This window comes from Pontibacter sp. HSC-14F20 (assembly GCF_019599265.1).
In the GTDB taxonomy this organism is placed as follows: Bacteria; Bacteroidota; Bacteroidia; order Cytophagales; family Hymenobacteraceae; genus Pontibacter.
Genome location: NZ_JAHZTC010000006.1, coordinates 116,706 through 134,019, shown reverse-complemented (window position 1 = coordinate 134,019; position 17,314 = coordinate 116,706). Strand labels below are relative to the sequence as shown.

Below are 17,314 nucleotides of genomic sequence, written 5' to 3'. Positions count from 1 at the left end.
CGCAATACTCCATCCGCTGTAACTCCGCTCATACTCTGTGCGCTACAGCCGCGAAAGTATCGCTATAAGTTAACAACGAAACATTAAATGAATTATAAACAGCACACTATCAAGGGTTCGGTTACCGTATCGGGCATTGGATTGCATACGGGCGTTGTATCAAACATGACCTTTAAGCCGGCCGCTGCAAACCATGGCTACAAGTTTCAGCGCATCGACCTGGAGGGCCAGCCGATCGTGAATGTGGACGTGGACAATGTAGTGGACCTTTCGCGTGGCACGACCATCGAACAGAATGGCGCGCGCGTGAATACGGTGGAGCATACGCTGGCCGCGTTAGTAGGCCTGCAGGTCGATAATGTGCTGATTGAACTTGACGGTCCGGAACCTCCGATCATGGACGGCTCTTCTATCGAGTTTATAAAAGCGCTCCTTTCAGTAGGACTGCAGGAGCAAAATGCGCTGCGCAACTACTTTGAAATAACCGAAGGTATAAGTTACAAAGATGACAGCCGTGGTGTAGAGATCGCCGCCCTGCCACTTGACGACTACCGCCTGACGGTGATGGTGGACTATAATTCGCCTGTACTTGGCAGCCAGCATGCCTCCATTACAGACATGAACCAGTTTGAAGAAGAGATCGCGCCTTGCCGCACGTTCTGTTTTCTGCACGAACTGGAAGCACTCTACAAGCAAAACCTGATTAAAGGTGGCGACCTCGACAATGCAATCGTGATCGTGGACCGTGTAGTAGAAGAAGGAGAGCTGGAATACCTGGCTGACCTGCTGGGCAAGAAGAAAGTAAAAGTTGAGGAAGAGGGTATACTGAACAACACGGCACTCCGCTTCAGAAACGAGATGGCCCGCCACAAACTATTGGACCTGATGGGTGACCTCGCCCTGATCGGCCGTCCGATAAAAGGGCAGATATTGGCCGCAAGACCAGGGCACGCGGCCAACATCGCTTTTGCGCGCCGTGTTAAAAAACTGATACAGGAAGCTTCTATCAAGACTGTACCAACCTACGACCCGAAGAAGCCACCGGTAATGGACATCAACCAGATCGCGGCTACTTTGCCACACCGCTACCCTTTTCTGCTGATAGATAAGATCATCCACTTAGACGAAACCACGGTGACGGGCGTTAAGAACGTGACCATGAACGAGCCATTCTTCCAAGGGCACTTCCCTGGCAACCCGGTGCTGCCAGGCGTGATCCAGATCGAGGCGATGGCCCAGACGGGTGGTATACTGGTGCTCAACACAGTGGAGAATCCGGAAGACTACTGGACTTATTTCCTAGGTATAGACCGTTGCCGCTTTAAGCGCAAAGTGATACCGGGCGATACCATAATATTTAAATGTGAATTGCTTGCCCCTGTGAAACGGGGTATTGCCAAAATGTCTGGTCAGGCCTTTGTAGGCGGCCAACTGGTAATGGAGGCAGAGATGTCGGCAAGTATAGTAAAGAAAGACGCATGAATCAGCCGTTAGCATATATTCATCCAGAGGCTAGAATTGCCCAAAACGTGGTTGTAGAGCCCTTTTCGACTATCTATAAAAATGTAGAGATCGGAGAAGGCACCTGGATCGGTCCCAACGTGACCATCATGGAAGGCGCCCGCATTGGCAAAAACTGCAAGATATACCCGGGTGCCGTTATCTCCTCTGTACCACAGGACCTGAAGTTTGCCGGCGAAGAGACAACTGCCATCATCGGTGACAATACCGTCATCAGAGAGTGCGTGACCATCAGCCGCGGTACCATCGACAAGATGAAAACGGTGGTGGGCAGCAACTGCCTGATCATGTCCTACGCCCACATTGCACACGACTGCATTGTAGGCAATAACTGTATTGTGGTGAACGCCGTGCAGATGGCTGGCCACGTAGAGATGGGCGACTATGCCATCATCGGAGGTTCGAGTGCTGTACACCAATTCGTGAAAATCGGTGCGCATGCCATGATTTCGGGTGGGTCGCTGGTGCGCAAAGATGTGCCTCCTTTTGTAAAGGCAGCACGTGAGCCGCTAACTTATGCAGGCATCAACTCCATTGGTCTGCGCCGCAGAGGCTTCAACAGCGAACAAATCAACGAGGTGCAGCAGATCTACCGCATCCTGTTTATGAGTGGCAACAACACCACCGAAGCACTGGATAAGATTGAACTGGACATGGCCCCCAGCCGTGAGCGTGACGAAATCATCAATTTTGTGCGTAACTCCGGTCGCGGGATCATAAAGAGCTATTTCTCTAAAGATGCAAATTAACCTAAGCAACTTAGGTAAACGCTACAATTACGAGTGGATTTTCCGGAACCTGACCTATACCTTAGAGTCAGGCACCTCTTACGCTATTTTGGGGCATAACGGGTCCGGTAAATCCACTCTTCTTACTGTTATAGCCGGCCACAACCTGCACTCGGAGGGAGAAATCACTTACCTGATCGATGGCAAGGCAGTCGCGCCGGACAGAGCTTATCGTGAGCTATCACTTACAGCGCCGTATCTGGAGCTGGTGGAGGAGTTCACGCTCTTGGAAATGATTAATTTCCATACCCGTTTCAAGCCATTACGCCACAACCTTTCGCACGATGAGCTAGTAGAGCGCATGGGTCTGCAGAAGTCGCGCAACAAGTATGTGAAGGATTTCTCGTCAGGTATGAAGCAGCGCCTGAAGCTAGGCCTGGCTATCTACTCCGATACGAAACTGTTGGTGCTCGACGAGCCTACCACTAACCTGGATCAGGAAGGTGTGAGCTGGTACCAGGAGCACGTAGCGGCCAATAAGGAGGGCAGGCTGATTATTGTGGGGTCCAACATTGCGCATGAATACAGTTTCTGCGACCAACACCTCTACATCACCGACTACCACGCGCAGACCAAACAGCCAAAAGCAGCAAGGCAGTAATCGTTCGTTAACCATTGTTCCTTGTTCGGCTAAGTTTGCCACAAATTATCAGGTATACCTACCCGAGTAAGTGTGAGCCTATCTGAAAGCATTCCGGTACCTCTATCCCGAAAACCTAAATGCAATATACGAGCGACAATTAACGAATAACGATTAACGAAAATATTACCAAATTACAGTTAAGCTGCCTAAATTTGTAGGACATAATACTTAACCAGATACCATGGGAAGAGCATTTGAATTTAGAAAAGCCCGTAAGTTTAAGCGTTGGGACAAGATGTCGAAGGCCTTTACGCGCCTCGGCAAAGAGATTGTGATGGCAGTGAAGGAAGCTGGTCCTAACCCGGAAACCAACTCCCGACTACGTACGGCTATCAATAACGCCAAAGGTGTGAACATGCCGAAAGACCGTGTAGAAGCGGCCATCAAGCGTGCCTCATCCAAGGAAGAAAAAGACTACGAAGAAGTAGTATATGAGGGCTACGGTCCGCACGGCATCGCCATCCTTGTAGAGACCGCTACAGACAACCTCAACCGTACCATTGCCAACATGCGTGTATACTTCTCGCGTGCAGGCGGCGCTGTAGGCAAAACCGGCTCTCTGGACTTTATCTTCACCCGCAAAGGCATTTTCAAAATAGCCGCTGAGGGTCTCGACATTGAGGAACTGGAACTGGAACTGATCGACGCCGGTGCAGAAGACATCTACGAACACGAAGGAGAGATCATCGTGGAAACAGCTTTTACCGACTTTGGTGCGATGCAAAAAGCCCTGGAAGAGAAAGAACTAAACGTGATCAGTGCAGAGCTGCAGCGCGTGCCGAACACGCGTACGGAACTGACAGACGAGCAGGCTGAGGAGATAGAAACTCTGGTAGAGAAGATTGAAGAAGATGACGACGTGCAGGCGGTTTACCACAACATGGCATAACCCCTCGCTTCGCTTTAAAGTATAGTGGAAGGCTGTCTGGCGTTGTATAGACAGCCTTTCTTTTTGTGACACACCCTTACCCCCTATGCTACTATATATTCTATTCATACTTGGTTTCGTACTTTTGGTAAAAGGGGCTGACATGTTAGTCTCCGGTGCCTCTTCCATTGCCAAGCGCTTCAAAATCTCGGATATGGTGGTCGGCCTGACCATCGTTTCATTCGGCACTTCACTGCCTGAGCTGATTATCAACATCATGTCGAGTGTACAGGGGCAGTCGGAACTGGCGATAGGCAATGTATTTGGCAGCAATGTGGCTAATCTACTCCTGATCATAGGTATAGCAGCCATCATCTGCCCGCTTCCGATTAAGCGCAACACTATCCTGACCGAAATACCTTTTTCGCTGATCGCCACACTGCTCGTTGGTTTTCTGGCCAATGCGGTGCTTATTGGTGATAAAACTTCCCTCTACATCAGCCGGATCGATGGGGCTGTTCTGCTGTTCTTCTTCGTGCTGTTTATGGCTTACATCTGGAACATTGCCAAAACTAATAAAGACGAAGTGATAGAAGACGACGTGGCACCAACAATGACGATGCCGAAATCAGTGTTGTACATCGTGCTGGGAGGCACTGGCTTATTTTTGGGCGGGAAGTGGGTGGTAGACGGAGCTGTAACCATCGCGCAGTCATTTGGCTTAAGTGAGTCTTTTATTGGTCTAACAATTGTCGCTATCGGAACCTCACTGCCAGAACTGGTTACATCGGCCATGGCTGCTTACCGCAGAAACATTGACATTGCAATAGGCAACGTTGTAGGCTCTAACATCTTCAACCTCCTCTGGATATTAGGTATAAGCGCGCTCATCAATCCACTCCCCTTCAACGTGGTGAGCAACTCCGATATTGTCATGATGATTTTTGCAAGCACACTGTTGATCATCGCTATACCTATCGGAAAAAAGAACACAATTGACCGCTGGAATGGTATTCTCTTCATAGCTATCTACATCGCCTACATTGTGTTCCTAGTGCAGAGAGGGTAGATAAGTAGAGGAGTTTGGGCGTTAGATAGATCTGACTTTGAATATTAAATTTGCAGAGAAACGAGCAAGGACCGCTATGATGGCGGTCCTTGCTCGTTTCTATTGTAATATATTAGGTGCTATCTATACCTGCATGAGTAAGGTATAGCACGCTCTGACTCTAACTCCTGAACTTAATAATTCCAAGGGTATAACTCCGGCTCTCTGCCACCACGAACTTTCATGTGCAGTGGATGTACCCCCTCCGTTTCGTCGAAGTAAAGGAAGGCGTCGTAGCGCTCAGGTATAACAGTAGGCACGTAATTACCGAAGTGTTCCATTTTGGGGTCATATACCACGCCAATCGCACGGTGTGGGATGGGTTTCTGAAGCTCAGGTATAGCTTTTAAGTCAGAGGAAAGAATAATTTTGTCTTCGGTGCTCATTTCGTGCAACATGTGCTCCCAACTCCCCTCGCGGGCAGGTGGCACGTCCATTTTCTGCATCGGTGCCCCCCAGGAGCGGCTGGCAATTACATTGCCCTGGTAAGTGCCAAAGCCAACCAGCTTCACCTGTTCACGCCCGTAGGCTTGGCGCGCCAGCTGCCCGATGTTAAACATGCCATCATCGGCCATATCGGTATACCTGGCGTCGCCTATGTGGGTGTTGTGCTCCCATACAATCGCCTTGGCATTCGGGCCGTGGAGATCGAGTAATCGGTCCAGTGTTTCCATCATGTGCGTGTCGCGCACGTTCCAGGAGCCCGCCCCTCCCCTGATCATGGCGCGGTAATATTTTTCGGCGTTCACCGCCACCAGCGCATTTTGGGTTGTGCTGAATTCGTGTTCCGGGTCGTCGGGGTATACGGGGCGGCGCGAAACCTGCTCGAGCATCTGTACCACTTCATCCTGACAATCGGTGGGCACAAAGGCAGTAGCTTGCGCGTAGGTTTGCGGGTCTCGGTGGAAGGGCTCGAAGCAGCGTACGGCGGCACGGGCAGCTTCGGCAGCTTTACCGTCGCGCTGCTCCATGTATTTGAGTACCTGCTCCAGTGACTCCCACAGACTGTACACATCCAAACCGTAGAAGCCTATCTTTGCCTGTACCTGCCGCAGGTGGTTGAAGTCCCGAATCCACTCTACCAGCGCAGCTACCTCCCAATTGGCCCACATCCAGGTAGGCCAGCGGCGGTATACCTCCAGCACCTCGGCAATTTTGCGGCCCGAGTTCTGGTAGCCTTTCACGAAGCGGTTTACTGCGTAGCACTCCGGCCAGTCGCCCTCCACGGCTATAAAACAAAAGCCTTTGTCTTCGATCAACCGCTTCGAGATAGCGGTGCGCCAGGTATAGTACTCCGATGTACCATGCGATGCCTCTCCCAGCATCACGACCCGGGCGTCTCCGATCTCCTCTATCAGCACATCCAGGTCTTTTTCTTTCGTAATCGGACTGTATTTGAAGCGTTTGTTTTCCATAGGTGACAGGGGGCGTAATAAGCGTATCTAACTCACTCTTAAAATTTTGTGTATTGTACTTTCAATCCGGTTTTAATGTTTTGCAAAAAAGAAAGCCCGCTGTACCAATCGATACAGCGGGCTTTTTAAAGTGGTATACCAGGTATAGCCTATGACTGATTTTCTTTCGAAAACACTCTGCGCAACAACTCTGTGGTGCGTGCAATCGGGTTCTCGCGTATGTTTGCCTCTTCCTGGGCAACCAGCTGGAACAAGCCGTCCATCGCCTTTTGCGTGGCGTACTCATCCAGGTTCGGGTTCACTTTCTGCACCAACGGAATCTGGTTATACCTGGTCACGAGGTCGGTGTAGTAGCGGGTAGCATTCGTTTTCTCCAACGACTGACGGATAACAGGCATAAAAGCTGCCTGCAGTTGCGAAGAAGTGGTGCGCTTGAGGTATTGTGTAGCGGCATCTTTATCGCCTTTCAGGATGCTCCAGGCATCTTGTATGGTCATTTGCTTGATGGCACTCACGAAAATAGGTACAGCACTCTTAGCAGCGTCTTCGGCCCCACGGTTGAGCGTCATCACAAAGCGGTCGACCTCTTTGCCCAAGCCAACCTGACGCAGCGTATTCTCCACTTTCTGCACATCCGGTGGGAACGGGATGCGTATCAGCGAATTTCCATAAAATCCGTCTGTCTGGGCTGCCTGGTTGGAGCCTTTGGTAATGCCTACTTCCAGTGCTTGTTTAAGGCCAGAAGCTACTTCATCGCGGGTAACAGCAGCGCCACCAGTTCCGGCCATCACGCCATCAACAGTCCGCTGAATGTCGGCCACCGTACAGGCAGAAGCACCTAAGGTAAGGGCGAGAAGTGAGGTGTAGAGTAATTTTTTCATGGGTTGTTTCTTTTGTTTGTCAGGCTATACCTGCACGAGGGGCTTAAATTACAGAAAATAATGCGTGTCGTACTTCAAATTGCCCGAACATCTTTAACTTGAATGAGTTTTCCTTTGCAACACACAAATCAGACCAAAAAATTTAACATGAAAGTGGTACACGCAGAAATCATAACGATAGGCGACGAAATACTTTACGGGCAGATCGTGGACACCAACTCTGCCTGGATGGGGACGGAACTTGCCAGGATAGGTATACGGGTGAAACAAATCACGTCGGTGTCGGATGAGGTAAGCCACATTGTGGAGGCGCTCGACAATGCCAAAACCCGCGCCGACATCATCCTGATGACCGGTGGCCTTGGCCCTACCAAAGACGATATGACCAAAAATGTGCTGGCCGACTACTTCCATACCGAGCTTAAACTTGATGAGCAATCGCTGGCCGATGTGACGGAGCTGTTCAAAAGCCGTGGCTACGAACTGACAGAACTGAACCGGCAGCAGGCTTTTCTGCCGGCTTCGTGCAAACCTGTGCGCAATGTGCTGGGTACTGCCCCGGGTATGTGGTTTGAGGAGGCGGGCAAGGTATACGTATCGATGCCGGGGGTGCCGTTTGAGATGAAGCGCATGATGACCGATATTGTGCTGCCGCAGCTCAAAGCCTTTTTCAAAACCCCGCATATCATTCACAAAGTTATCCAGACGGTAGGTATAGCAGAGTCGATGCTAGCCGAAAAACTGGACGATTGGGAAACGAGCTTGCCCCCGCATATCCGGCTGGCCTACCTGCCCCACCTGGGCGGCGTGCGCCTGCGCCTGACAGGTATAGCCGAACATGCCGAACAGCTGGAGAAAGAACTGGAAGCGGAAGTAGCCAAACTGAACGCGCTTATACCTAAATACATTTTTGCGCACGGCGAAGTGCCGCTGGAAGAAGCCTTGGGAAAAGTGTTGAAAGAACGCGGCCTAACTATTTCCACTGCCGAAAGCTGCACAGGTGGCTATCTGGCACACCGCCTGACGAGTGTACCGGGCAGTTCCGCTTACTTTATGGGCAGCGTGGTGGCTTACGACAACAGTGCGAAAACGAATGTGCTGGGCGTAAAACCCGAAACCCTGCAAGAGCATGGCGCGGTGAGTGAAGCCACGGTACTGGAAATGGCCCAAAACGTACGCCGGAAGCTGAAGACAGACATCGGCGTAGCCACCAGCGGCATCGCCGGACCCGACGGTGGCACTCCCGAAAAGCCGGTCGGCACCATCTGGATTGCCTATGCCGACCAGCAAGGTGCTAAGGCAAAACTTTTGCAGTATAACAAAAACCGACAGCTCAATATTGAGTATACTGCCTTGGCTGTGCTCAACCTCGTACGCCAAAGTTTGAATATAGCGGTTGAGGAATAGGCTAAAATCCTTAACTTTGTTTGCAAATTCGGGTCGACAGGTATAGCAGGGCTTTGCTTTTCTATGTCTTGCGCCTCCAAATACTGTCCCTTAAAAGAACAACGAATAAATAAAATATGGCACTTGTAGAAATGGTTATGCCCAAAATGGGCGAGAGTATCATGGAAGGTACCGTTCTGAAATGGCTTAAAAGCGTGGGTGACACGATTGAGCAGGACGAATCGGTGCTGGAAGTAGCTACAGACAAAGTGGACACGGAAGTACCTGCCATTCAGGGTGGTGTACTGAAGGAGATACTGGTACAGGAAGGTGACGTGGTAGCCGTAGGCGCCCCGATCGCGATTATCTCTACCAACGGCGAAGACACCGCCGCTCCTGCTGCTCCGGCCGCTACAGAAGCTCCTGCCGCCACACCTGCACCTCAGGCAGCCGCTCAACCTGCAGCCGCTTCTGGTGGCACCGTAGCCAAACTCGACCAACCGGCTTCAGGCCGCTTCTACTCGCCGCTCGTGCTCAACATTGCCCGCGAAGAAGGTATCTCAATGCAGGAACTGGAGTATGTACCAGGCACCGGCAAAGAAGGTCGCGTGTCGAAAAAAGACATCCTGACTTACGTAGAGAGCCGCAAAAACGCACCGCAGCAAGCTGCTGCTCCACAGGCTCAGCCACAAGCTCCTGTCGCTGCACCACAACCACAGGCCGCTCCGGCACCTGCTGCTCAGCCACAGCCTCAGACTGCTCCTGCCGCCTCTAAGCCAGCCGCTTCTTACAGCGGAAACGTCGAGATCATCGAAATGGACCGCATGCGCAAAATGATTGCCGACCGCATGGTGGACAGCAAGCGCATTTCTCCGCACGTAACTTCTTTCGTGGAGGCCGATGTGACCAACATTGTGAATTGGCGCAACAAGTGGAAAAACGATTATAAGAGACGCGAAGGTGAGAACCTGACGTTCACGCCAATTTTCATCGATGCAATTGCCAAAGCCATCAAAGACTTCCCGATGATCAACGTGTCCGTGGACGGTGGCAACATCATCCGTCACAAAGATATCAACATAGGTATGGCTGTGGCCCTGCCAAGCGGTAACCTGATCGTGCCAAACATTAAGAACGCCGACCAGCTGAACCTGAACGGTCTGACCAAAAAGGTGAATGACCTGGCTAACCGTGGCCGCATCAACAAACTGACACCAGACGACCTGTCGGCCGGTACTTATACCGTGTCGAACGTGGGTTCATTTGGCAACGTGATGGGCACACCCATCATCATGCAGCCGCAAGTAGCTATTATGGCCGTGGGTGCTATCAAGAAGAAACCTGCGGTAATTGAAACGCCGGAGGGCGATCTGATTGGTGTCCGTCACTTCATGTTCCTGTCGCACTCTTACGACCACCGTGTAGTGGATGGCTCGCTGGGTGGCATGTTCGTGCGCCGAGTGGCTGATTACCTCGAGAACTTCGATGTGAACCAGTCAATTTAATTTTTGACAAAAGACTTCAGGTATAAACAGAAAGCCTGCCTTAGAAAATGGGCAGGCTTTTTTGTAGGTCTAGCTTTATGTATACCTTTTTGCTAATATTGATACATCCGTTTTAATCCGCTTCCGTTTATGTGGAAGTATAACCGATCATCGAAATTATGAGAGTTGCCATTGCCTGGATTCTGGCTGCCATATTCCTGTTTGCAGCTGTATATTTCTACTGGAAGAAAAATGACGCCGAAAGCCGCCTGCGTATAGCCGACAACAAACTGGCTGAAACAGGCCAGCAACTGGAGCAGGAGGCAGCTGAAACCGATTCGCTCGAAGAGATGGTACTACCGCCTGATACCATGTCAGTCGCACCTCCTAGCGGTGTGGAGTTTGTGGATAAAATGGGCAGCCTGAGCGAAAGCGATATCCAGAAGCTTCGTAAAAAAGGCCTGCGCAACCCCGAGGTGGACCTGATGAATGACCTGAGCCGTAAGCAAGGACAGCTTATACCTAGAGAGGGCGTAGCGGGCGGTACCATGGCCATACGCGACAGCCGCATCCTGAACGACCGCTATGCGATGGCCTATTATGAAGATGGGCACATCGGAGGCTACATGATTCTGAAATACGAAGTGAACAATGGTAATATCACCTGGCGCGTAGTGGATAGTTCCGCTTTGTAGCTTTCTGCACGGTATTTGAGTATAGGAAAACAGGTATAAACCACAACAATATGACACCATTATCGCTTCTGTTTCCTATACTTGTTTCGTTTATTTTCAGCCAGGACAGTAATCTCCAGCTGAGTCAGGATCTAAACAAAGACGCAAAAATATTAGCAAATACCTCCGTCTTTATCAGCGATAATGCTACGTTAAGCCCCTCCATGCGGACTGTAGAGAGCGATCTGGAGCTGTTTTATGTGATGTCCAGCATCAACATTTCACAAAGTAAGTACAGCGCCGGACAGCAAGGCAAACACCATGTACAGACCTGGCGTTTCGATGAAGGCAACATCAAAGCCATTCACCAGATCGAGACGACTATAGCACTAGATACAGTTGTGACTCAGCGCTACCTTGAGAACCGGGCTCCCACACAACAGCGCATCCAGAACAACTTCAAGTTTCGTACTTACACTGTTTCCACTACAGATGCACTGATCAAACTCTACTACCTCACCGAAGATGAGCAAGGATTACTCGAGTATAAGATCGACGACCGCCACGTAGAACTTGTATACCCGAAAAAGAAGCAGGGCCTGAGCGATCTGATGCCGAAAGTGAAGGATGAATTGGACAGGTTAGTAGTAGAGTTGAGTAAGAATCACGATTAGGAAAGGTATACACGATTGTACAGATGCTGCGGCAGACTGCTCCTGCTTGTCCAGGAAAGACAATCTCAGTGCATGATTTACCCCCCTATCCCCTTCGAAGGAGGAGTTTCTGCTACTGCCAGTTTCTAGGTATAGCTCCATAGTAAACACCACTGGCAGGTATAGCAAGAGTACCTTGCCCTTTCGGCAGGTATAACAAGACTAACTTGCACGTCCACTACGAAGGTATAGCTTAGCCAGGTGCGCCTTTACGACGCTCCACTGTTGGGGGTGAAGGGGTCCCCCTGTCAAGAGCGTTCAGCGAGTGGGGGTAGGGGCCCTCGATTTGGGGAGTCTTGACTTTTTTACCTACTGGGGGTAGGGGCCCTCGATTTTTGTGTCAAGACAAAAAGTAGGTACCCGCCGCACAGGCGAAGCTATGAAAAAACACAGCTCGCTAACCTACGACCACCGCTACACTAGTAAAAACAATAGCGGCCGTTCCCTCACGAGAACGGCCGCTGCCACTTTTCATAAAAAAACTTTACAAGGAAGCCAGGCTCTGCTCTATCGCGTGAATCTTCGCTTCGGCATCGGCTTGTTTCTTGCGCTCGTTGGCAATTACCGTTTCTGGTGCACCGCTTACAAAACGTTCGTTGCTAAGCTTCTTCACCACGGAGTTCAGGAAGCCTCTGGTGTATTCCAGTTCCTTCTGCAAACGCTCGCGCTCCGCTTCCACATCAATATTGCCTTCCATCGGTATGAAGAACTCGTCGCCAGCCTCTACAAAGCTGATAGCGCCCTCCACATTCTCCTGCACCAGCGTCACTTCGTTGATGTTTGCCAACTTACGGATGATGCTAATGAAGTTCTCATACCCATCCTGGTTCATCACTTTTATTGAAAGGTCAAGGGACTTGTTTGGCGATATATTTTTCGAGTTGCGGATGTTGCGGATGGCGGCCACAATCTTGAGCACGCTTTCCATTTTCTCCGTCAGCTGCTTGTCAAACTTGTCCTGCTTTGGCCATGGAGCCACAATCAGAAACTCTTTGTCCTTGCGCTCTTTCAGGTCCTGCCAGATTTCCTCGGTGATAAACGGCATGAACGGATGCAGCACTTTCAGCACCTTTTCCAAGAAGTCTACCGTGGCGTCCAGCGTTTGCTTGTCGATTGGCTGCTGGTAGGCTGGCTTGATCATTTCGAGATAGCTCGAGCAAAAGTCGTCCCATACCAGTTTGTATACCGCTAGCAAGGCATCTGAAATACGGAACTTGCTGAAGTGATCTTCGATCTGGACGAAGGCCTCGTTGAAGCGAGAGTCGAACCAAGCCATCGCTGTTTCATTCGGGCAAGGCAGGTTTTCGTCCACTTCCCAGCCTTTGATCAGACGGTAAGCATTCCAGATTTTGTTACTGAAGTTACGCCCCTGCTCCACCAGTTTCTCGTCGAACAGCAAGTCGTTACCGGCCGGTGAACTGAAAAGCATACCTGCCCGTACGCCATCGGCGCCGTACTGGTCGATCAGGTCGAGCGGATCTGGAGAGTTGCCCAACTGTTTCGACATTTTGCGGCCCTGTGTATCACGCACAATACCGGTTAGGTATACGTTGCGGAACGGCGGCTCATTGCGGAATTCGAACCCAGCCATGATCATACGCGCTACCCAGAAGAACAAAATCTCCGGAGCCGTTACCAAGTCATTGGTTGGGTAGTAGTAGAGGATGTCTTTATTGTCCGGGTCTTTGAAACCGTCGAAAACCGAGATCGGCCATAACCAGGAAGAGAACCAGGTATCCAGCACGTCTTCATCCTGGCGCAGGTCTTCAGCTTGCAGGTTATCGTTGCCGCTTTGCTTACGGGCCAGTTCCAGCGCTTCTTCAGCTGAAGTTGACACTACAAACGAGCCATCCGGCAGGTAATAAGCAGGTATCTGCTGTCCCCACCACAGCTGACGCGAAATACACCAGTCGTGCACGTTCTCCATCCAGGAGCGGTACATGTTCTTAAACTTTGGCGGGTGCAAACGGATCTCGTCATTCATCACAGCGTCCAGTGCTGGCTTGGCCATTTTATCCATCTTGCACCACCACTGCATCGACAAGCGTGGCTCAATTACGGCACCTGTACGCTCGGAAGTCTGTAGTACGCTGGCATATTCTTCAATCTTCACCAGCAGACCAGCTGCTTCTAGATCTTTCACAATATTGCGACGGGCAGCAAAACGATCCTGACCAACATATAGCTGTGCCTTTTCATTCAGCGTGCCGTCATCGTTCAGGATGTCGATGGTTGGTAGTTTATGCTTTTGGCCCAGTTCGTAGTCGTTCAGGTCATGTGCAGGCGTCACTTTCAAGGCACCTGTACCAAAATCAATCGACACATACTCATCCAGGATCACCGGAATCTCTTTGCCCAGCAAAGGTATATGCACCGATTTGCCATGCAAATGGGTATAGCGCTCGTCGTTCGGATTCACCGCTACGGCTACGTCCGCCATGATGGTCTCAGGGCGTGAAGTCGCTACAGTGATATAAGTCGGCTCTGCAGCACCTACAACTTTATAGTTCAGGTGGTACATTTTCGCCATCGTATCTTTTGGTACTACCTCTTCATCAGAAAGGGCTGTTTTGCCTTGCGGGTCCCAGTTTACCATGCGCACACCGCGGTAGATCTGACCTTTGCGGTACAGGTCCACAAACACCTCGATCACAGCCGCGCTCATGTCATCTTCCATCGTGAAACGGGTACGGTCCCAGTCGCAGGAAGCGCCAAGTTTCTTGAGCTGCTCCAGAATGATGCCGCCGTACTTCTCTTTCCACTCCCAGGCATACTCCAGGAACTCTTCACGCGTCAGGTCTGCTTTGTTGATGCCTTTTTCCTTCAGCATGGCCACTACTTTTGCCTCAGTGGCGATAGAAGCGTGGTCGGTGCCCGGCACCCAGCAAGCCTCCTTGCCCTTCATGCGCGCACGACGAATCAGCACATCCTGAATCGTGTTGTTGAGCATGTGGCCCATGTGCAGCACGCCCGTCACGTTTGGCGGCGGAATCACGATGGTGTAAGGTTCCTTTTTGGGGTTAGGTGTAGAACGGAAGAAGCCGCGCTGCATCCAGCTGCTGTACCACTTCTCTTCTACTTCTCTGGGGTTATATTTTGTTGAAATCGACATCGTAAACTAGTTTTTCTGCTTTTTGCGCCAAAAGGCAAAATTAAGGATTTTGTGGTAATTGTTGATTGCAGTTTGCGGATTGTTCAACCTACAGGTATAATAAATATCAAGCAAGTATGTATAGCCACAAAGGGCGTCAGGTATAAGGTATAGCTATACCTGTCACACGACCCGGATGTCATACCTGTTCAGCAAACCTGCCAGCCCGTTCTCCGAGAACTTCGCTTTTTTGATGTTGTTGAGTTCCGGATCTATTATAAAGTTGTAGGCTGTGCTCAAATCGGCTTCACTGAGGTTGGTTCGCTCAAAAACTGCTCCAGCCAGGTCTGTGTTTTCGAACCTGGCCTTTGTTAGCGTGGTGAACTCAAATACAGCATTTTTTAACGAACAATCGATGAAAAGCGCCTTCGGCATTTTACGTTTCAGGAATGATGTATAATCCATCAGGCAACTCTCGAAACCCACTGTAAACAAGAACTCCTCGCACTCGCTGAAATTTATACCTGTAAGTTTGCACTCCTTGAACGTAACGCCATTTAGGGTCGAGTTGCTGAGGCGCAGCAAAGCCAGGTTGCAGCCAATAAATTCGCAATCGGTGAAGCGGTTGTTGGAGAAATCGGCGCTGGAGAAATCGCAGTTTTTGAACACGCAGTCCTCAAACTCCCTGCCCCTGACGGCTTTGTTTGGGTAAGTGATTTTCTCGAACGTTTTGTCCTGATGCAGTTGCTCTTCCATGGGTATAATTGGCGTGAAGTGAGTAAAAATAAAAAAACCTGCCGTAAGAGACAGGTTTTTTATGCTTTTGGTGCAGGCTATACCTTAGCTGGCCTGGTGCAGCCAGTCTTTCTTTGCTAATAGCTCTTCTTCTGTCTCACGGTAGTCTGGGTCGTCGACGCAGCAGTCAACCGGGCAGACAGCAGCGCACTGTGGCTCCTCGTGGAAGCCCATGCACTCAGTACATTTGTCTGATACGATGTAATAGAACTCGTCCGAAATAGGAGGCTGCGCAGCATCACCAGGTATGATTTCGCCGCCGTCAATCTCAACTTCCTTCAGAGCCGTGCCACCTCCCCAGGTCCATTCCGCACCGCCTTCGTAAATAGCAGTGTTCGGACACTCTGGTTCGCAAGCGCCACAGTTTATACACTCATCAGTTATCATTATTGCCATAATCGTATCTCCTGTATATTTTTAGTACTTTTGTATCGCTTTCTTACTTGTGGAACAAAATTAGGAACATTAACTATCCGTATCAAATAAATTTTAACGCAGCGGCCAGCCATGACATTAGAAAACAGAATCGAAGCTTTCGTTAAATTGGGAAAGCAACTGCAGGATTTGACGCCGGAAGAGCGCCAGGCGCTGTCATTAATTGCACAGGCCAAAAACCCATGGTTCGACGAGGCTAATGTTTCCGCTGCCCTGCAGGGCGTTACGACGCTGCTCGACGAACAGTATCTCCGTGAATGGCTTTACCCCTACCATCTCAAACAGGTTACACCCAAAAAGGTTGGCGTAGTGATGGCAGGCAACATTCCGTTGGTCGGTTTCCACGATTTTATGTCGGTTTTGCTTAGCGGTCACTTCCTGTTGGCCAAGCTGAGTTCGGATGATGATGTGCTGATGCGCCGCCTTGCCAGCATGCTGGTAGGTATAGAGCCAGCCTTTGCCAACCAGTTTGAGTTCGTGGACATGCTTAAGGAAGCGGACGCCATCATCGCGACCGGCTCCGACAACACGGCCCGCTATTTCGAGTATTATTTTGCTAAACGCCCGCACATCATCCGGAAGAACCGCACCAGCATCGGTATACTGACAGGCCACGAAGAAGCCGATGACCTGCGTGCCCTGGGCAACGATATTTTCCAGTACTACGGGCTGGGCTGCCGCAACGTCTCCAAGGTATACGTACCCGAGGGCTATACCTTCGATAAACTGTACGAAGCCAACGAAGACTACAAAACGATTCTCAACCACCACAAGTACCAGAACAACTACGACTACAACAAGTCCATCCTGCTCGTAAACCGCGTTCCGCACTTCGACAATGGCTTCCTGCTGGTGCAGGAAAGTGAGCAACTTGTCTCTCCTATCTCGGTTTTATTTTACGAAACCTTCACTTCTCTGCCCGACCTGCGCCATAAACTGGCTGCCGTCAAAGAAAAGACGCAATGTGTCGTATCCGCGCACGGCTGGCTCGAGGGTTCTATACCTTTCGGAGACGCTCAGTGCCCTATGCCGTGGGATTATGCTGATGGTGTGGATACTATGGCGTTTTTGCAGAAGCTGTAGGTATAGCGCGACTCTAAAGTAAGCCCCTTCATAGAACTAAAATATTAGTGTGGCATGTTTTGTGGTTATATACCTGCCAATACTAAAAATTTACGACTATGAATAGAACCGAGCGGAATCCTAACCTGATTGAAAAAGAGCACATCCCGATGCTTCGCTTTAGCACCGAAGATGTACTGAAAGACCCTGTAGCCCGCAGTGTACGCAATTACGAAGCCAACCGCGCCACTATTTTGGGTAACGCCTACCGCAACAAAGCCATCATCACGTTCTGCACCGCTGACGGCGATGTAAAAAGAGTAGAGACTACAGTTTGGTGCTATGACGATAAGTTTGTGCTGCTGAAGTCAGGTACGTTTCTCCCTCTCAATTCTATTCTAAAAATAGAGAACAGCTAATGGTACAACAACTGACCTGCCGCTATACCTG

Annotated in this window: 16 protein-coding genes; 11 read left to right on the top strand and 5 right to left on the bottom strand. The window is 50.3% G+C overall.

The features are described from left to right. Positions 1-87: 87 nt before the first annotated feature. The 5 genes from K3G39_RS07940 (at position 88) to K3G39_RS07920 (ending at position 4,889) form a co-directional block, all read left to right on the top strand. Positions 88-1,482 (top strand): bifunctional UDP-3-O-[3-hydroxymyristoyl] N-acetylglucosamine deacetylase/3-hydroxyacyl-ACP dehydratase, encoded by a 1,395-nt coding sequence (locus tag K3G39_RS07940; RefSeq protein WP_220625654.1) that lies wholly within the window; start codon positions 88-90, stop codon positions 1,480-1,482. After that, positions 1,479-2,270, top strand: a complete 792-nt coding sequence (gene lpxA / locus K3G39_RS07935) for an acyl-ACP--UDP-N-acetylglucosamine O-acyltransferase (protein ID WP_220625653.1) — start codon at positions 1,479-1,481, stop codon at positions 2,268-2,270. The genes K3G39_RS07940 and lpxA overlap by 4 nt, the downstream gene beginning before the upstream one ends. Then, positions 2,260-2,910 (top strand): ATP-binding cassette domain-containing protein, encoded by a 651-nt coding sequence (locus tag K3G39_RS07930; protein WP_220625652.1) that lies wholly within the window; start codon positions 2,260-2,262, stop codon positions 2,908-2,910. The genes lpxA and K3G39_RS07930 overlap by 11 nt, the downstream gene beginning before the upstream one ends. A 223-nt stretch (positions 2,911-3,133) precedes the next feature. After that, a complete protein-coding gene (locus tag K3G39_RS07925; RefSeq protein WP_220625651.1) occupies positions 3,134-3,841 on the top strand; it encodes a YebC/PmpR family DNA-binding transcriptional regulator in 708 nt (235 codons plus the stop codon). Positions 3,842-3,926: 85 nt separating this feature from the next. Then, entirely contained in the window at positions 3,927-4,889 is a 963-nt protein-coding gene (locus K3G39_RS07920; protein ID WP_220625650.1) for a calcium/sodium antiporter, read from the top strand. Positions 4,890-5,062: 173 nt separating this feature from the next. Here K3G39_RS07920 and K3G39_RS07915 read toward each other — a convergent pair whose 3' ends face one another. Both K3G39_RS07915 and K3G39_RS07910 read right to left on the bottom strand, forming a co-directional pair. Then, positions 5,063-6,343: an erythromycin esterase family protein gene (locus tag K3G39_RS07915; protein ID WP_220625649.1), complete on the bottom strand. Its 1,281-nt coding sequence runs from the start codon at positions 6,341-6,343 to the stop codon at positions 5,063-5,065. A gap of 149 nt (positions 6,344-6,492) precedes the next feature. Further along, positions 6,493-7,224: a DUF4197 domain-containing protein gene (locus K3G39_RS07910; RefSeq protein WP_220625648.1), complete on the bottom strand. Its 732-nt coding sequence runs from the start codon at positions 7,222-7,224 to the stop codon at positions 6,493-6,495. Positions 7,225-7,371: 147 nt separating this feature from the next. Here K3G39_RS07910 and K3G39_RS07905 point away from each other — a divergent pair, with 147 nt between their 5' ends. The 4 genes from K3G39_RS07905 (at position 7,372) to K3G39_RS07890 (ending at position 11,442) form a co-directional block, all read left to right on the top strand. Continuing rightward, positions 7,372-8,631, top strand: a complete 1,260-nt coding sequence (locus K3G39_RS07905) for a competence/damage-inducible protein A (RefSeq protein WP_220625647.1) — start codon at positions 7,372-7,374, stop codon at positions 8,629-8,631. 116 nt (positions 8,632-8,747) lie between these two features. Beyond that, positions 8,748-10,115: a dihydrolipoamide acetyltransferase family protein gene (locus tag K3G39_RS07900; RefSeq protein ID WP_220625646.1), complete on the top strand. Its 1,368-nt coding sequence runs from the start codon at positions 8,748-8,750 to the stop codon at positions 10,113-10,115. A 158-nt stretch (positions 10,116-10,273) separates the two neighbouring features. After that, entirely contained in the window at positions 10,274-10,789 is a 516-nt protein-coding gene (locus K3G39_RS07895; RefSeq protein ID WP_220625645.1) for a hypothetical protein, read from the top strand. Between the two features lie 50 nt (positions 10,790-10,839). Next, complete coding sequence (locus K3G39_RS07890; protein WP_220625644.1) at positions 10,840-11,442, top strand: hypothetical protein; 603 nt, start codon at positions 10,840-10,842, stop codon at positions 11,440-11,442. 523 nt (positions 11,443-11,965) lie between these two features. Here the strand turns inward: K3G39_RS07890 and K3G39_RS07885 are convergent. The 3 genes from K3G39_RS07885 to K3G39_RS07875 form a co-directional block, all read right to left on the bottom strand. Then, positions 11,966-14,593 carry a valine--tRNA ligase gene (locus tag K3G39_RS07885; RefSeq protein ID WP_220625643.1) on the bottom strand — a complete coding sequence of 876 codons (2,628 nt, stop codon included), beginning with the start codon at positions 14,591-14,593 and terminating at the stop codon, positions 11,966-11,968. Between the two features lie 162 nt (positions 14,594-14,755). Then, entirely contained in the window at positions 14,756-15,328 is a 573-nt protein-coding gene (locus K3G39_RS07880; protein WP_220625642.1) for a pentapeptide repeat-containing protein, read from the bottom strand. A gap of 84 nt (positions 15,329-15,412) precedes the next feature. Then, positions 15,413-15,763 carry a 4Fe-4S dicluster domain-containing protein gene (locus K3G39_RS07875; protein WP_116542782.1) on the bottom strand — a complete coding sequence of 117 codons (351 nt, stop codon included), beginning with the start codon at positions 15,761-15,763 and terminating at the stop codon, positions 15,413-15,415. A 111-nt stretch (positions 15,764-15,874) separates the two neighbouring features. Here K3G39_RS07875 and K3G39_RS07870 point away from each other — a divergent pair, with 111 nt between their 5' ends. Together K3G39_RS07870 and K3G39_RS07865 are read left to right on the top strand one after the other, a co-directional pair. Continuing rightward, a complete protein-coding gene (locus tag K3G39_RS07870) occupies positions 15,875-16,885 on the top strand; it encodes an acyl-CoA reductase (protein ID WP_220625641.1) in 1,011 nt (336 codons plus the stop codon). Between the two features lie 98 nt (positions 16,886-16,983). Next, positions 16,984-17,283 (top strand): hypothetical protein, encoded by a 300-nt coding sequence (locus K3G39_RS07865; RefSeq protein ID WP_220625640.1) that lies wholly within the window; start codon positions 16,984-16,986, stop codon positions 17,281-17,283. Positions 17,284-17,314: the final 31 nt, after the last annotated feature.

Bases quoted from the DNA above. Each gene is read 5' to 3' on its own strand.
- K3G39_RS07885 (WP_220625643.1), bottom strand. From the start codon at position 14,593: ATGTCGATTTCAACAAAATATAACCCCAGAGAAGTAGAAGAGAAGTGG.
- K3G39_RS07875 (WP_116542782.1), bottom strand. From the start codon at position 15,763: ATGGCAATAATGATAACTGATGAGTGTATAAACTGTGGCGCTTGCGAA.
- K3G39_RS07905 (WP_220625647.1), top strand. From the start codon at position 7,372: ATGAAAGTGGTACACGCAGAAATCATAACGATAGGCGACGAAATACTT.
- K3G39_RS07920 (WP_220625650.1), top strand. From the start codon at position 3,927: ATGCTACTATATATTCTATTCATACTTGGTTTCGTACTTTTGGTAAAA.
- K3G39_RS07870 (WP_220625641.1), top strand. From the start codon at position 15,875: ATGACATTAGAAAACAGAATCGAAGCTTTCGTTAAATTGGGAAAGCAA.
- K3G39_RS07895 (WP_220625645.1), top strand. From the start codon at position 10,274: ATGAGAGTTGCCATTGCCTGGATTCTGGCTGCCATATTCCTGTTTGCA.
- K3G39_RS07930 (WP_220625652.1), top strand. From the start codon at position 2,260: ATGCAAATTAACCTAAGCAACTTAGGTAAACGCTACAATTACGAGTGG.
- K3G39_RS07940 (WP_220625654.1), top strand. From the start codon at position 88: ATGAATTATAAACAGCACACTATCAAGGGTTCGGTTACCGTATCGGGC.
- K3G39_RS07900 (WP_220625646.1), top strand. From the start codon at position 8,748: ATGGCACTTGTAGAAATGGTTATGCCCAAAATGGGCGAGAGTATCATG.
- K3G39_RS07890 (WP_220625644.1), top strand. From the start codon at position 10,840: ATGACACCATTATCGCTTCTGTTTCCTATACTTGTTTCGTTTATTTTC.
- lpxA (WP_220625653.1), top strand. From the start codon at position 1,479: ATGAATCAGCCGTTAGCATATATTCATCCAGAGGCTAGAATTGCCCAA.
- K3G39_RS07925 (WP_220625651.1), top strand. From the start codon at position 3,134: ATGGGAAGAGCATTTGAATTTAGAAAAGCCCGTAAGTTTAAGCGTTGG.
- K3G39_RS07865 (WP_220625640.1), top strand. From the start codon at position 16,984: ATGAATAGAACCGAGCGGAATCCTAACCTGATTGAAAAAGAGCACATC.
- K3G39_RS07915 (WP_220625649.1), bottom strand. From the start codon at position 6,343: ATGGAAAACAAACGCTTCAAATACAGTCCGATTACGAAAGAAAAAGAC.
- K3G39_RS07880 (WP_220625642.1), bottom strand. From the start codon at position 15,328: ATGGAAGAGCAACTGCATCAGGACAAAACGTTCGAGAAAATCACTTAC.
- K3G39_RS07910 (WP_220625648.1), bottom strand. From the start codon at position 7,224: ATGAAAAAATTACTCTACACCTCACTTCTCGCCCTTACCTTAGGTGCT.